Origin of the sequence: Streptomyces sp. NPDC048612 (assembly GCF_043199295.1) — a bacterium.
Classification (GTDB): Bacteria; Actinomycetota; Actinomycetes; order Streptomycetales; family Streptomycetaceae; genus Streptomyces.
Genome location: NZ_JBICVV010000002.1, coordinates 562,481 through 577,124, shown reverse-complemented (window position 1 = coordinate 577,124; position 14,644 = coordinate 562,481). Strand labels below are relative to the sequence as shown.

Below are 14,644 nucleotides of genomic sequence, written 5' to 3'. Positions count from 1 at the left end.
CACCCCCGGCACGGCCCGCGCCACCACACCCCCAAGGACCTCCTCATGAGCACCACCACCCCCACTGCCGCTCCCACCGTCCGCCCCCTCACCACCGGCGAGGCCGAGGCCCTGATCGAGGCCGCCGTCCGTGCCGCCGACGACCTCGGGGTCAAGGGCAGCGTCACCGTTCTGGACGCGGGCGGTCACCTGCTCGGCTTCCGGCGGGACGACACCGCCGTGCTGATCTCTGGGGAGACCAGCACCCGCAAGGCGTACACCGCCCTGCAGTTGGACGCCCCGACCGCCGACCTCGTCGACCTGGTACGCCCCGACGGGCTCTTCCACACGCTGCCCACGGCGCTGGACCGCCCGCTGCTCTTCCTCGCGGGCGGTGTGCCGCTGCACCGGGACGGCCGGCTGATCGGCGCGCTCGGCTTCGGTGGCGGCGCCCCCGAACAGGACCACCGGATCGTCACCGCGGCGACAGCGGAGGCCGACCTCGTCTGACACCGGCCTGGCCCGACATTGGCCTGGTCTCACGTCGGTCTCGCCCGACACCGGCTCGCCCGACACCGGCTCGCCCGCTCCGGCCTCCGCGCCGTTAGTGCAGGCCCGCGCCCTTGATGCCGTTGCTCCGTGCCCGGCCGGTGCGGGCCTCCGTCGACCGTGCCGCGCGCAGCCGGCGGCCGCGTCCGGTCAGGCCCCATGGCTTGAGGACGGAGAGCGCGGTGAGGAAGAGGTAGGTGGCCGTGGCGACCGACGGCGCGATGACGAGGCTGACATCCGGGGCCGGGCTGCCCGCGGCGGCCTCTGCGGCGAGGCGGTTGATGCCGGGCCGGAGCGAGAACACCGACAGCAGCACGGTGATGAGCGTCAGCCAGAACTTCACCACGACCCAGCGGTGCAGCGTCAGCCCCCAGGCGGTGCCCAGGGACAGTGCCCATCCGCTGAGCAGCGAGCCGAAGGCGAGCGGGAGGACCAGCCAGTCACTGAAGATCTTCATCGCCCGGTAGGCGGCCGTCGCCGTCTCCGGAGAGCCGGTGGTGTAACCGGTGATGCCGAGTGCGAGCAGCCCGAGGGTGAGACCGAGCCAGCTGACGGAGACGGCGAGGTGAAGGACGAGGACGGCCCGGCGGGCCGGGCGGCTGAGCTGCTGCATACCGCCACCGTCCCGCCGCGCGCCGCGGATGACATCTGCCGGCGGGAGTATCCGTGCGTACCCGGCCTTGAGTATGCGTACGAACCCGGACCAGCGGACGAGAGGCGCTTATCTGGCCGGATTTGGTGCTGTAAGAACCTGGTTGCACCCATACCCCCCTCCCGCCCACGCATCCTGTCGCCGGGCCCCCTAGGCTCCGGGGCCATGAGCAAGCTGCATCTGTTCGACATGGACGGGACCCTGCTCTACGGGTCCGCGGCCGCGATCGAGATCTCCCGGCAGCTCGGGCTGGAGCGGGAGATCGGTGAGCTGGAACGCGGATTCGCGGCGGGTGAGCTGACACCGGTGCGGTTCGCACAGCGGGCCTGTGAGCTGTGGGCCGCCGAACTGACCGAAATGCAGGTGGCCGCGGCCTTCGACGGGGCGCCGTGGCTGACTGGAATCCGGGAGGTCTGGGCCGATATCCGGGCACGTGGCGAACGGTGCGCGGTGATTTCCCTGTCCCCGGCCTTCTTCGTCGAACGGCTGCTGGCCTGGGGCGCCGACGCGGCGCACGGCTCCCTCTGGCCGGCGGTGCCGATCCGGCAGGCGGTGGAGCCGGCCGGCATCCTCACCGCCGCGGCGAAGGTACGTGTCGCGGATGAACTCTGTGCGCGGTTCGGGGTGACCCGCGCCGACTGTGTGGCATACGGCGACTCCCTGTCGGACGCCGAACTGTTTGCGGCAGTTCCGCGGTCCGTGGCCGTGAATGCGGATCACCATGTCAGTGACCTGGCCTCTTTTGCGTATGGGGGCCAGGATCTGCGCGAGGCATACGAGCTGGTGCGTACTGGCCAGTAATTCCGAAGTTTCCACGGCGGATTCGTCCGCTGTGTGCGCTCAAAATGCAGTCTGTGGGGAGGATCACTGTTATCGGAAGGCCCGCGCGGAGTGTTCCAAGATCAGGACTTGTGGTTTCAACTACTGCCGGTATGGTCGACTCCGGCTTGGCGGAGTGAAGGCTTCCGCGGGTACGCGAAGGGCGGGTGAAACCCTCCAGTCTAGCGGCGAAGCGGCCCGCGACACCTGGACTTCCGACTATTTGTCCCTCGTGATGAGCAAGGTGGCATGCTGCTGACACGGCATCTACTCCGTATTGTCACGAGGAAGTGAGATTGTCCGCTTTGGAGGATGTTGCCGGGATCGCTTAGTCGATGAAGAATTCCGGGGCAGGGCGGGGGAATTCCGGGCAGTTCCGTTCTACGGAAGTGCGAAGACGACCGATAGACGTTCGAGGCGAGGCAGACCATGGACGCTCCGACCACTACGTCGGCCGATAACGGATCTTCCGGCGGGAGCAGTGGCGATTGGGGTTGGTTCACTCCGCCGGCGAAGAAGTCCTCCGAGGAACAGCAGGAGCGGCAAAACAGCCAGGACCGGCAACAAGGCGAGGACGGCCGGGCCGAACCGGACGACCGGAGTGCGCATCCCGACCGCGTGGACCACAGAGGCCACCCTGAGCGGTACGAGAGAGATGAGCGCAACGACCGGGAACGGATACCCAGTCGGCCAGTCAACCCCATCCGGCCGGTAGGCACCGCCGCCACACGTGAGCGTGAGACCGAGCCCTCGCAGGTTCCGCAGGCACGGCACGAGGCGGGCGGGGCGCCGACCGCACCCCACTACAGCGAGCAGTCCGCGGCCGGGCACGCCGCCCCGGCGGCCGCGCCGCAGCGCCGTGAGACCGGTCCCGGCTGGGAACACCAGCCGTTCCAGGTGAGTCAGCCGACCTGGGAGCGGGTGTCCGGCCCCGGCCAGGAGCCCGAGCCCGTACACGAATCGGCGCGCGCCACGGGAGTCGCCGCGGCCAGTGCCGCCCCGGCACCACCCGCCGCGGCACCGCCTGCCCCGGCGCCCCCTGCCCAGCGCGCGGCCCCCGCGCCCTCGGTCTTCACGCCCCAGGCACGTCCCGCGGCTCCCTCGCGGGAGCCCTCTCTCGACGACCTGACCGCCTCGGCCTCCCACACGAGCCCGGCCTCTCCCGACGCGGTGCTCATCCGTCGCACCATGGCGGAGATCGAGCCGGTGGCCGACAAGGTCACCTCGTACTTCTACGCGCTGCTCTTCGTCCAGTACCCCGATCTGCGGGCGCTGTTCCCCGCCTCGATGGACACCCAGCGCGACCGGCTCTTCAAGGCGCTGCTCACCGCGGCCCAGCACGTCGACGACGCCGAGGTGCTCTCCGCCTACCTCGCGAACCTCGGTCGCGGGCACCGCAAATACGGCACCCAGCCCGACCACTACCCGGCGGTCGGCGAATGCCTGCTCAACGCGCTCGCGCGCTATGCCACGACCAGTTGGGACCCGGAGACCCAGGCCGCCTGGGTGCGCGCCTACACGGCGATCTCGCAGATCATGATCGACGCGGCCGCCGAGGACGAGGCGGTCGCCCCCGCCTGGTGGCAGGCCGAGGTCGTCTCCCACGAGTTGCGCACGCCCGACATCGCGGTGGTCACGGTCCGCCCCGACCAGCCCTATCCGTTCCTCGCCGGGCAGTACACCAGCGTGGAAACCCCCTGGTGGCCGCGCATCTGGCGGCACTACTCCTTCGCCGCGGCGCCCCGCTCCGACGGCCTGCTCTCGTTCCACGTCAAGGCGGTACCGGCCGGCTGGGTCTCCAACGCCATGGTGCATCGCGCCCGCCCCGGTGATGTCATCCGGCTCGGTGCGCCCGGCGGCTCGATGACCGTCGACCACACGACGCGCAGCGGTCTGCTGTGCGTCGGCGGCGGCACCGGCATCGCGCCCATCAAGGCGCTGATCGAGGACGTCGCGGAACACGGCGTCCGGCGTCCCGTCGAGGTCTTCTACGGCGCCCGCAGCGACCAGGACCTCTACGACCTCGACACCATGCTGCGCCTGGAACAGGCCCATCCCTGGCTCTCGGTCCGCCCGGTCGTCGCCACCGGACCGGCGGCCCGCGGCGGGACCAGCAGCGAAACCGGACAGCTTCCGGACGCAGTGCGGCAATACGGACCGTTCCCGGAGTACGACGCCTACCTTTCCGGGCCGCCGGGGTTGATCCGCAGCGGTGTGGACGCTTTGGTGGGAGTCGGCATCCCGACCGACCGCATACGGCACGACTCCATTGAAGAGCTCGTCTCGGCAGGCGATTGAGGTCTTGGCAGTGCAGGGCGAGTACGGTCCGACAGGGGAGGGGTGGGGTATGCCGAGGCAGGAGCGCCCCGGGAGCGACGGCGAGCACCTGGTACAGCAGAGGCTGGGTACGACCGAGCGCGCCGACCGTTTCTACCGGGACCAGGTCCTGGACCATCTCAACGCCCGTATGCGGGAGTTCGTGGCCCGTCAGGAGATGTTTTTCCTGGCCACGGCCGACCGGCACGGTGACTGCGACTCGACCTTCCGGGCCGGCCCGCCGGGGTTCATCCAGGTGCTCGACGACCGGACGCTGGCGTACCCGGAATACCGTGGCAACGGTGTCATGGCGTCCGTCGGGAACATCTCGGAGAACCCGCGCCTGGGCATCCTGATGATCGACTTCACCCGGGACCGGATCGGGCTGCACATCAACGGCCGCGCGCGGGTGGTCATGGACGAGGAGATGCGGGCGCAGTACACCGGCCTGCCGGTCGACCCGGTCCCCGGACGGCGCGCCCAGCTGTGGGTCGCGGTCGAGGTCGAAGAGGCGTACATCCACTGCGCCAAGCACATTCCGCATCTGCAGAAGGTCCCGGCGCAGCAGCGCGGGGCGCGGGCGTGGGGCACCGACGACAGCAAGCGCAAGGGCGGCGACTTCTTCGGCGCTGCGGCCGAGGCGGACGAGCGCCCGCCGTTCCGGCGCCCGGAGCGTGGCAACGAGCACCTGCGGGGCGGACTCCACGAGGACACGGACGACACGGCCTGCCGGGCCGCGGCCCCGGTGTACGGGGGCGAGCGCGTACCTGCCGCCGCGCCGCAGGCCGCACGGCCCGAGTCCGGGTACGGCTCGGCGCCCGGTGTCTCCGGCCGGCGGGACTTCGTGGAGGAGCTGAACGCGGAGTTCCTCGACCGGGTCGAGCGGGTGCTCGCACGCGCCCGGCCGCGTCGCCCCGCGGAGGACGAGGCCGGGTTCCGCGGCTGGTTCGACCGGCGCGACGGCTGACACGGCGCCTGCGGCAGCAGGCGGCGCGCGGTGCCCCGCGCGCTCCGCTCAGCCCAGGTCGGGTGCGTGCATGGCCCGTACGCCCTCGATGTTGCCGTCCAGGTAGTGCCGCAGCGACAGCGGTACGACCTCGACGGAGGCGATGCCGACGCGGGTGAAGGGCACCCGCACGATCTCGTAGTCCCCGCAGGGCTCCTCGACCTCGGGGCCGTGCCGGCGTGCCGGGTCCATCGTGTCGAGCCGGCAGACGAAGAAGTGCTGGACCTTCACGCCGTCCACCCCGCCGTCGCTGAAGTGCTCGACGGTGTCCACGAACACCGGCACCACGTCCTTGATCTTCGCGCCCAGCTCTTCGTCCAGCTCACGGTGGAGGGCATCGATGACGGTGGCGTCCTCGGGTTCGACACCACCGCCGGGAGTGATCCAGTACGGGGCCCGGCCCGGCTTGGTGCGCTTGATCAGAACGAGGTCCGCACCGTCGAGCAGAATCGCGCGGGCGGTGCGTTTGACGACTGGCCGTTCGTTCATAGGGGACAGATGCCGCAGTCACGACCTGGTGAAACCCACGCCCCTCGGTCACCGGTCGACAGCGGTGCGCAGCAGCCCTTCCTGCGCCCGCGCGATATGCGGCAGACCCGGCGTTCCGGTCCGTACGGCCAGGAAATTGGTCCGCAGCGGGGGCACCGCCGGGTCGAGCAGGATCATGACCTCGCCGACGGCGAGCGCGTCGGCGCACAGATAGCGGAGGCCGTGGGCTTGGCGTCGAAGACCGCGGACCAGTAGCGGGCGATCAACGGCAGACTTTCGCGGACCTCGACGATCGGCACGGAATCCAGCGGGCAGGCCGGTGCACCGCGCGAAGGTGCGCAGCAGGGTCAGATCCATCGCGTGCCTCCTGCGACCCTCGGAAGCCTGGTCGCGGGACAACCACAAATGTGCCGATAGGGATGTGTCGCTAGCGTGATTGGGCGCTGACTCTCGGTCAACTAGCCTTGTTCGAGCGGTTGGTTTCACGTGGAACATCTGGTTTCACGTGAAACGCGTGGGCTCGGGGCCATGGGAACCGCAGGCCGGCAGGGTGACCAGGGGGGATACCCTGCCGGCCGCCCGGACGTCGCGGCGCACTCAGTCTGTTCGACATGTCCCGGCGCTGCGGTTCAGCCGGCACCCGGTCAGCGGTGCGCGGCCGAGTCCAGTGCCCGGAGGACATCTGCGATCAGATCCTCCGGCTCCTCGATGCCGACGGAGAAGCGGATGAAGCCCTCTGGCACCGCGTCCCCGCCCCAACGGGCCCTCCGCTCCGCACTGGACCGTACGCCCCCGAAGCTCGTCGCCTCGTCCACCAGGGTCAGCGCGGCCAGGAACCGCTCCGCGAAGGCCTTGTCCGGCAGCACGAAGGACACCACGGAGCCGAAGCGGCCCGGCTGCATCTGCCGGGTGGCCGGCTCGTGGGACGGGTCGGACGGCAGCCCGGGGTACCGGAGGCCGCTGACCTCCGGGCGGTCGGTCAGTGCCGTGGCCAGGGCCAGCGCACCGGCCGACTGCTGGCGGACACGCAGTGCGAGGGTGGCGAGGGAGCGATGCGCGAGCCAGCTCTCCATGGGGCCGGGGATCGCGCCCACGGTCTTGCGCCACAGCCGTACGGAATCGGCGAGTGCGGCGTCCCGGGTGCTCACATAGCCCAGCAGTACGTCGCCGTGGCCGGTCAGCGCCTTGGTGCCGCTGGCCACCGAGAAGTCCGCCCCGAGGTCGAGGGGCCGCTGGCCGAGCGGGGTGGCGAGGGTGTTGTCGACGGCGACCAGTGCGCCCCGGCGGTGCGCCGCGTCGGACAGCCGCCGGATGTCGCAGACATCGAGGCCGGGGTTGGAGGGCGTCTCGATCCACAGCAGCCGGGCGCCGTCCAGCACGTCGAGCTGAGCGTCGTGTGCTGTCGGCGCTGTACGGACCTCGATGCCGTAGCTCTCCAGACGTGTGCGCACGGCGGGCAGCAGCTGGTAGCCGTCGCCGGGGAGCACCACCGCGTCGCCGGAGCGCAGGTGGGAGAAGAGGACCGCGCTGATCGCCGCCATCCCGGAGGCGAAGGCGACGGTGTGTGCGCTCTCGTCCGGCGACTCCAGGGCGCCGATGGCCTGTTCCAGGCGGGTCCATGTCGGGTTGGCGTCGCGGCCGTAGGTGTAGGGGCCGGTGGCGTCGCCGGGGAGGTGATAGTGCGCCGCGAACACCGGCCCGGGGAGGGCCGGTTCATGGGCGTCCGGCTCCGGGAGCCCGGCTCGTACGGCGCGGGTGCCGTCGCCCGTCATGTGCGCTCCTTCTGCTGCGGCCGATGCGGTTCACGGGTGGTCGGCCGGCTGTCGTGGGCGGCGGTGCGGGCCGTGACGACGGTAGGGGCCGGGAGCGCGCTGCGGACCGCGGCCAGCAGGCCGTCGCTCGCCGTCTCGACCATTTCCAGACACTCCTCGAAGCCCTCGTAACCGCCGTAGTACGGATCGGGCACATCGAGATCACCGGCGTCAGCGGGAGCGGGCCCGGAGGCCGGGGTGGCCACCGGGGAGCCGCTCTCTGTCACCGGGCCCGTCCCGTACGCACGCAGCAGGCGGACCTTGGCGGCGTCCTGTGTGGTGGGGGCCAGGCGGCGCAGCTCGCGCAGATGCCCCGAGTCGAGCGCGATGACCAGGTCGAGGCGGTCGAACCAGGAGATCTGGAACTGCCGGGCGGTGTGCGCGTGTTCATAGCCGCCCGCGCGCAGTACGGCGACCGTGCGCGGGTCGGCGCCCTCGCCCTCGTGCCAGCCGCCGGTCCCCGCGCTGTCGACCTCGACCAGGCCGTCGAGCCCGTCCTCCGCGAGGCGGGCGCGGAAGACGGACTCGGCCATCGGCGACCGGCAGATGTTGCCGGTGCAGACGAAGCAGATACGGAAGGGAGCGGTCAAGGGTCAGTCCTCGTCGGGAAGGATCACATGCATCGCCCAGGCGACGATGGAGATGATCACGCCGCCGAGCATGGCCGTCCAGAAGCCGTTCACATGGAAGGCGAGATCGGCCTTGCCGGCGAGCCAGGAGGTGAGCAACAGCATCAGCGCGTTCACGACGAGTGTGATCAGGCCGAGCGTGAGGATGAACAGGGGGAAGGAGAGCAGCTTCACCAGGGGCTTGACCAGGAAATTGACCAGCCCGAAGATCAGCGCGACGAGGATCAGGGTCAGTACTTGGTGGCCGGTGTTCTCACCGGTGAGCGTGATGTCCTTGAGCAGCCAGATGGCCACGGCAAGCGCCGCGGCGTTGGCGATCGTCTTGACCAGAAAATGCTTCATGGTGAGATCGTCGCAGACGACTCTGAACGAGTGAGGGGTGCGAACGGCATGAAGGCCTTCCGACTGGATGAGCTGGAAGCGGAGCGGGCCGCCAACGATGGTGCGTATCTGCAGTTCCTCCGGGAGCGCAACATGTCGGTCGGGCTGTATGCGCTGGATGCCGGCAGCGTCGATCCGCAGCAGCCGCACGCCCAGGACGAGGTGTATCTCGTGGTCAGCGGCCGGGCGGCGATCACCGTAGGGCAGGAGACGCAGTCGGTGGCGCGGGGAAGCGTGGTCTATGTGCCCGCCGGGGTGCCCCACAAGTTCCACCACATCAGCGAGGACCTCAGGGTGATGGTGGTCTTCTCTCCTCCTGAGAGCTAAGGGCCGGGCCCGGGAACCCGTAGGGGACGGGTCAGGGGAGGACCGGGGATACGAAGCCACCGCGACCGCGGTCCGCGTCCTAGCATCGTGGGTGAAGGGAAACCTGAGGCGTGCGGCAGCAGACGCGCAGCACGCGGACGGTGCCATCGGCGCGAGCACAGCGCAGCGGACGACAGCGCGGTACGGACAACGACAGCGCGACAGACAGAAAGCAGGGGAGAGCAGTGGCCGGTAAGGGGATACTCGCAGGGCTTCCGTGGTGGGTCACCTGGGTCGTGGCGCCCGTCATCGTGATCGTCGTCTTCGGCGGACTGATCGCCAGCGCGCTCGGTTTTCTGATCGGCGTGCTGTTCAAGGTCCTCATCGCGGCGGCCCTGATCGCCGGGGTCATCTACCTCGTCCGCCGGGTCGGCGGCTCGTCATCGTCTTCCTCGAAGGGCGACTGGTAAGCCACCGTCGACGCGACCGACCGCCGGTGCGCGCGACCTCCAGCGCCCGACCATGGATGGTCAGCGGGCAAGGGTCCTGCCCGGCGGTGGTCACCGGGCCCATCACCTATCAAATCACCTCAAACGCCCCTCATTGCGACGCAGTTGAGTCCGCTGTCGAACCCCGCCCGCACAGTCCCGCTCAGGGGCGCGCGGGCGGGGTAACTCCCCCGGCTTTCGCCCTGCCGCCCGGCCCGGCCGAGCTAGGGTGCCGGTCGCAGGCGCCTTCCGGATGGCGGCGTTCCGGAAAATCCCGAGGAGCCCGGTCGGGCCGCCCCTCGCGGGTGCCGGGAGACGCGCGCGGTCACGGGAGTTGGTCCCGCGACCGGGGCCCTGCGCCCCTCTGCGAGCGGACCTGGGGGTTTGGCCTTGGCGATGGTGAACGGCGAATCCGACTCCCACCCCACCCTGATCGGTTCGGTGCAGCGGGCGCTCCGGCTGTTGGAGGCGGCCGGTGCGCATATCGACGGCGCACCCGCCAAGCAGCTGGCCCGAGAGGCCGGGCTGCCGCTGCCGACGGCGTACCACCTGCTGCGGACCCTGACGCACGAGGGCTATCTCCAGCGGGAGAACGGGGTCTTCGTCCTCGGTGCGGCGGCCGAGGAGATCGGCCGGGCCGGGGCCGGGCGCCGGCAACGGGCTCATCTCTCCGAAGCGCTGGCCGTGGTGGGCCAGGAACTGGGCGCCGCCGTCTACTTCGCTGTCTACCGTGAGGGTGAAGTCGAGGTGCTGGCGGTGACGGGTGATCCGGCGCGGCCGCCGGTGGTGGAGTGGGCCGACTTCCGCGCCACCGCGCACGCCCACGCGATCGGGCAGTGTCTTCTGGCGCAGCTCGACGAGCCGACGCGGAAGGATCATCTCGCGCGCCATCCCGTCCAGTCGATAACGCCCTTTTCCGTGTCATCTGAGGGCGAATTGCTGCGGCGTTTGGATACGGTGCGTCGCGGTCACGCCGCTTACGAGCGTCAGGAATATGCCCTGGGCACGGTGTGTGCCGCCATTCCCGTCCAGGTGGGGGCGGCCGCCGCGACGTTGGCGGTTTCGTTGCCCGTGGACGAACTGCGTCGATTGCGGTCCGTCACAGACCGACTACGGAAAATGGCGGAGACGACACTAACGACACTCGCCTTCTCTATCAGTATCTGAAAACTCACTCCTTGTGATCTGCTGGCGCGTGGCAGACGATGGCGCCAATAGGGCTACCGGGGGTTTTCCCGGCCATCTCCGATCAAGTGCGGGGCAGTGGTTGATGACCGACACAGTTCAGGCAGAAGTGATCATGAGCTTCGTCGTCTCGGAGGAGCTTGCGTTCCGGATTCCGGTGGAGCTGGACTTCGCCAGCGCCGATCCGTACGCCGTCCGCCTCACCTTCGACCTGCCCGGGGATGCGCCGGTGACCTGGGCGTTCGGCCGGGAACTGCTGTTGGACGGGCTGAGTCGGCCGTCCGGTGAGGGGGATGTGCGGATCGAGCCGGCCTCCCCCGAGAACCTCAGCGATGTCCTCATCAGCCTCCAGGTCGGCGCCGAGTCTGCGCTGTTCCGGGTGAGCGCGGCGCCGCTGGTGGCCTTCCTGGACCGCACGGACCGGCTGGTGCCGCTGGGCAAGGAAGAGGTCTGCGACACCCTCGAGGCCGTGCTGGACCGGATTCTCACGGAGGCCCCGGCCGGCTGACCGGCACATCTCCGCCCTCCCCCGCTCCCGTCCCCGTCCTCACTGCTTACGCCGCTTGCCGCGTCCCCCACGTCGTCCCGGCCGGCCGCCCGTGGGGTTCGTCGGCACGCCGCCGGTGGCCTCGGTCCCGGAGGCCGCCCCGGCCGGGGCTCCGGCCCCCAGGTCGTCACTCGCCGGTGCGGCCCGCCCCTTCCGGGCCGCCGGGGCCTGCCGGTCCGCCGAGACGACCAGCGCGGCCAGCAGCGTGGTCAGCGGCACCGCGGCGACCAGTCCGATGCTGCCCACGAGCGTGCGGACGATCTCCTCCGCGACCACCTCGCTCGAAGCGACCGTACCGACGCTGCTCTGTGCGATCGAGAACAGCAACAGCAGGGGCAGTGCGGCACCCGCGTAGGCCAGCACCAGGGTGTTGACGACGGACGCGATGTGATCCCGGCCGATGCGCATCGCGGCGCTGTACAGCTTGCGCCAGCCGGCCGACGGGTCCGCCTCCTTGAGTTCCCAGACCGCGGCGGTCTGGGTCACCGTCACATCGTCGAGCACACCCAGCGAACCGATGATGATCCCCGCCAGCAGCAGACCGCGGATCTCGATGTCCGGGTACAGACCGTGCACCAGCCCGGTCGTGTCATCCGTGTTGCCGGTCAGCAGCGCCCAGCCGATGAAGACCGATCCGAGCAGCCCGATCAGCAGCAAGGACGCGAGTGTGCCGAGCACGGCCACGGAGGTACGGGCGGTCAGCCCGTGGCACAGGTACAGCGCGATCAGCATGATCGCGCTGCCCCCGATCACCGCCACCACCAGCGGATTGGAGCCCTGGAGGATCGCCGGAAGGATGAACAGCGTCAGGACCACGAAGCTGGCCGCCAGCGCCACCAGCGCGAGGACGCCACGCAGCCGGCCGACGATCACGACCGCGAAGGCAAAGATCGCGGCCAGCAGCCACATCGGCAGCGACCGGTCCACATCGCTGACCGAGTACTGGAGATCCTTCGGCGCCTTGGGGGAGTACGCCACCACCACCTCCTGGCCGGTGGTGTAGTGGCGCAGCGCGTCCGGTGTCACCACGGTCCGGAAGGTGTGCCCCTTGTTCTGGCCGGTGGTGACTTCGATCGTCGCCTGCTGGCAGGGCTTTCCCTTGTCCGCTCCCGCGGCCGGTGGCTGCCCCGTCGGCGACGGGGGTTGGGGCTGCTGCTCGGCATGGACATCCGCGCAGTTCACCTCCACCACTTTGATCACTCGGGCCGTCTCGGTGGGCTGGTCGAAGCCGACCCCCGACGGTTTGTGCGGCGGTGCTCCGCCGGGCCAGAGCACGACCAGGCCGACCGCCACAGCGGCCGCGAACGGGATCAGCACCGCCGCGATGACCTTGCGCAGATGCCGGGAGACGGGTGCGGCAGGGCCATGGCCGTGCCCGTGGGAGTGCGGGGCGGAGGGGCTGTGGGACTCATGAGGCGACACCGCCCGATCATCGCAAGAACTCAAGGGGCCCACTGTTCACCGCGCCACATCGGCCGCTACCGTGGTGGCACCTTTGCAATCGCGGGAGCTCGGAGCACCGGGCTGAGAGGGCGCTGACCTTCGTCCCAGCGGCGTTTCACGTGAAACGCCGGCGGACGGAAGCCGCTGCGTCGACCGCCGAACCTGTTACCGGGTAATGCCGGCGTAGGGAGTTGGGTCTCCATGACTCTGCAGGATGCACGCACGCCCGAAAACGGTGCCAACGACGGCGAAAAGCCGCAGATCGGCTGGCACAAGGGCTATGTCTCCGGATCGCGTCCCGACCTTCGGGTACCGGTCCGGCGGGTGCACCTCACCAACGGCAAGGACGTGACGCTCTACGACACGTCAGGGCCGTACACCGATCCCAATATCGAAACCGACGTCCGCCGTGGTCTGGCACCGCTGCGGGAGAACTGGATCATCGGCCGCGGTGACACCGAGGAGTACGCGGGCCGCCCCATGCGGCCGGAGGACGACGGCCTCAAGCACACCTCGCCGCGCGGCGGACTCAAGAACCTCGACGCGGTCTTCCCCGGGCGCCCCCGTCAGCCGCGCCGCGGCCGTGAGGGCGCGGTCACCCAGCTCGCGTACGCCCAGCGCGGCGAGATCACCACGGAGATGGAGTACGTCGCCCTCCGTGAGAAGGTCACGCCCGAGTTCGTCCGCGACGAGATCGCGGCCGGCCGCGCGGTGCTGCCCGCCAACGTCAACCACCCGGAGATCGAGCCGATGATCATCGGCAAGAACTTCCTGGTGAAGGTGAACGCCAACATCGGCAATTCCGCCGTCACTTCCTCCATCGAGGAGGAGGTGGAGAAGATGACCTGGGCGACCCGTTGGGGCGCCGACACGGTCATGGACCTCTCCACCGGCCGCAACATCCACACCACCCGCGAGTGGGTGCTGCGCAACTCCCCCGTCCCCATCGGCACCGTTCCCCTCTACCAGGCGCTGGAGAAGGTCGACGGCAAGGCCGAGGAACTGACCTGGGAGATCTACAAGGACACCGTCATCGAGCAGGCCGAACAGGGCGTCGACTACATGACGGTGCACGCCGGTGTGCTGCTCCGCTATGTGCCGCTCACGGCCCGCCGCAAGACCGGCATCGTCTCCCGCGGCGGTTCGATCATGGCCGCCTGGTGCCTGGCGCACCATCAGGAGTCGTTCCTCTACACGCACTTCGAGGAGCTCTGCGAGATCCTCGCCTCCTACGACGTCACCTTCTCGCTCGGTGACGGTCTGCGCCCCGGCTCCATCGCGGACGCCAACGACGAGGCGCAGTTCGCGGAGCTGCGGACGCTCGGCGAGCTGAACACCATCGCCAAGCGGCACGGCGTACAGACCATGATCGAGGGCCCGGGGCATGTCCCGATGCACAAGATCAAGGAGAACATCGACCTCCAGCAGGAGATCTGCGAGGAGGCGCCGTTCTACACGCTCGGCCCGCTGACCACCGACATCGCCCCGGCCTACGACCACATCACCTCCGGTATCGGCGCGGCGATGATCGCCTGGTGGGGCACCGCGATGCTCTGCTACGTCACGCCCAAGGAGCACCTGGGCCTGCCGGACCGCGACGACGTCAAGACCGGTGTCATCACCTACAAGATCGCGGCCCATGCGGCGGACCTGGCCAAGGGCCACGCGGGCGCCCAGGAGTGGGACGACGCGCTCTCGGACGCCCGCTTCGAGTTCCGCTGGGAGGACCAGTTCAACCTGGCCCTCGACCCGGACACGGCCCGCGCCTTCCATGACGCGACGCTGCCCGCCGAACCGGCGAAGACGGCTCACTTCTGCTCGATGTGCGGCCCGAAGTTCTGCTCGATGAAGATCAGTCAGGACATCCGCCGCGAGCACGGCGGCGATCTGGCCGTCGACCCCGAGGCCGGCATGGCCGAGAAGTCGAAGGAGTTCGCGGCGGCGGGCAACCGCGTCTATCTGCCGATCGCGGACTAGCCGTCCCGTCTGGCCGTTCCGCCCGGACGCACTCGGGGAAAGGCCCCTGCCCGACGACGGGCGGGGG

At 69.8% G+C, this 14,644-nt stretch carries 15 protein-coding genes, 1 pseudogene and 1 riboswitch; of the genes and pseudogenes, 9 read left to right on the top strand and 7 right to left on the bottom strand.

Annotated features, from left to right (window positions below; genetic code table 11):
* Positions 1-45: 45 nt before the first annotated feature.
* Complete coding sequence (locus ACGFN2_RS05875; RefSeq protein WP_393357822.1) at positions 46-489, top strand: heme-binding protein; 444 nt, start codon at positions 46-48, stop codon at positions 487-489.
* A 94-nt stretch (positions 490-583) separates the two neighbouring features.
* Here the strand turns inward: ACGFN2_RS05875 and ACGFN2_RS05870 are convergent, their stop codons facing one another.
* Entirely contained in the window at positions 584-1,141 is a 558-nt protein-coding gene (locus tag ACGFN2_RS05870; RefSeq protein WP_393357820.1) for a DUF2269 domain-containing protein, read from the bottom strand.
* Positions 1,142-1,345: 204 nt separating this feature from the next.
* Between ACGFN2_RS05870 and ACGFN2_RS05865 the strand changes: the two genes are divergently transcribed.
* The 3 genes from ACGFN2_RS05865 to ACGFN2_RS05855 all read left to right on the top strand — a co-directional run bounded on the left by ACGFN2_RS05865 (position 1,346) and on the right by ACGFN2_RS05855 (position 5,282).
* The gene (locus ACGFN2_RS05865) at positions 1,346-1,981 is read left to right on the top strand and encodes an HAD family hydrolase (RefSeq protein ID WP_393357818.1); all 636 of its coding nucleotides are present in this window, start codon (positions 1,346-1,348) and stop codon (positions 1,979-1,981) included.
* Positions 1,982-2,428: 447 nt separating this feature from the next.
* The gene (locus ACGFN2_RS05860) at positions 2,429-4,297 is read left to right on the top strand and encodes a globin domain-containing protein (RefSeq protein ID WP_393357816.1); all 1,869 of its coding nucleotides are present in this window, start codon (positions 2,429-2,431) and stop codon (positions 4,295-4,297) included.
* Between the two features lie 49 nt (positions 4,298-4,346).
* Entirely contained in the window at positions 4,347-5,282 is a 936-nt protein-coding gene (locus tag ACGFN2_RS05855) for a pyridoxamine 5'-phosphate oxidase family protein (protein ID WP_393357814.1), read from the top strand.
* 48 nt (positions 5,283-5,330) lie between these two features.
* On the opposite strand, the gene ACGFN2_RS05850 is transcribed toward ACGFN2_RS05855, so the two are convergent.
* The 5 genes and pseudogenes from ACGFN2_RS05850 to ACGFN2_RS05830 all read right to left on the bottom strand — a co-directional run bounded on the left by ACGFN2_RS05850 (position 5,331) and on the right by ACGFN2_RS05830 (position 8,592).
* Positions 5,331-5,810: an NUDIX hydrolase gene (locus ACGFN2_RS05850; protein ID WP_362600276.1), complete on the bottom strand. Its 480-nt coding sequence runs from the start codon at positions 5,808-5,810 to the stop codon at positions 5,331-5,333.
* Positions 5,811-5,858: 48 nt separating this feature from the next.
* A pseudogene (locus tag ACGFN2_RS05845) lies at positions 5,859-6,118 on the bottom strand (LysR family transcriptional regulator); the annotation flags it as partial.
* 336 nt (positions 6,119-6,454) lie between these two features.
* The gene (locus ACGFN2_RS05840) at positions 6,455-7,582 is read right to left on the bottom strand and encodes a cystathionine gamma-lyase (RefSeq protein ID WP_393357811.1); all 1,128 of its coding nucleotides are present in this window, start codon (positions 7,580-7,582) and stop codon (positions 6,455-6,457) included.
* A complete protein-coding gene (locus tag ACGFN2_RS05835; RefSeq protein WP_393357809.1) occupies positions 7,579-8,211 on the bottom strand; it encodes a low molecular weight protein-tyrosine-phosphatase in 633 nt (210 codons plus the stop codon). Before ACGFN2_RS05835 ends, ACGFN2_RS05840 begins: the two co-directional genes overlap by 4 nt.
* 3 nt (positions 8,212-8,214) lie before the next feature.
* Positions 8,215-8,592: a phage holin family protein gene (locus tag ACGFN2_RS05830; protein ID WP_362600267.1), complete on the bottom strand. Its 378-nt coding sequence runs from the start codon at positions 8,590-8,592 to the stop codon at positions 8,215-8,217.
* A 48-nt stretch (positions 8,593-8,640) separates the two neighbouring features.
* On the opposite strand from ACGFN2_RS05830, the gene ACGFN2_RS05825 reads away from it, so the two are divergent.
* The 4 genes from ACGFN2_RS05825 to ACGFN2_RS05810 all read left to right on the top strand — a co-directional run bounded on the left by ACGFN2_RS05825 (position 8,641) and on the right by ACGFN2_RS05810 (position 11,118).
* A complete protein-coding gene (locus ACGFN2_RS05825) occupies positions 8,641-8,958 on the top strand; it encodes a cupin domain-containing protein (protein ID WP_362600265.1) in 318 nt (105 codons plus the stop codon).
* 224 nt (positions 8,959-9,182) lie between these two features.
* Positions 9,183-9,407: a DUF5326 family protein gene (locus ACGFN2_RS05820; RefSeq protein ID WP_362600262.1), complete on the top strand. Its 225-nt coding sequence runs from the start codon at positions 9,183-9,185 to the stop codon at positions 9,405-9,407.
* Between the two features lie 414 nt (positions 9,408-9,821).
* Positions 9,822-10,592: an IclR family transcriptional regulator gene (locus tag ACGFN2_RS05815; protein WP_393358015.1), complete on the top strand. Its 771-nt coding sequence runs from the start codon at positions 9,822-9,824 to the stop codon at positions 10,590-10,592.
* A gap of 103 nt (positions 10,593-10,695) precedes the next feature.
* On the top strand, positions 10,696-11,118 hold the full coding sequence (locus ACGFN2_RS05810) for an SsgA family sporulation/cell division regulator (protein WP_362600259.1): 423 nt from the start codon (positions 10,696-10,698) through the stop codon (positions 11,116-11,118).
* 39 nt (positions 11,119-11,157) lie between these two features.
* Here ACGFN2_RS05810 and ACGFN2_RS05805 read toward each other — a convergent pair whose 3' ends face one another.
* Complete coding sequence (locus tag ACGFN2_RS05805; protein WP_393357805.1) at positions 11,158-12,579, bottom strand: YibE/F family protein; 1,422 nt, start codon at positions 12,577-12,579, stop codon at positions 11,158-11,160.
* A 71-nt stretch (positions 12,580-12,650) separates the two neighbouring features.
* Positions 12,651-12,807: riboswitch (TPP riboswitch) on the top strand.
* On the opposite strand from ACGFN2_RS05805, the gene thiC reads away from it, so the two are divergent.
* A complete protein-coding gene (gene thiC, locus ACGFN2_RS05800; protein ID WP_362600256.1) occupies positions 12,802-14,577 on the top strand; it encodes a phosphomethylpyrimidine synthase ThiC in 1,776 nt (591 codons plus the stop codon). It overlaps the preceding riboswitch by 6 nt.
* Positions 14,578-14,644 lie beyond the last annotated feature (67 nt).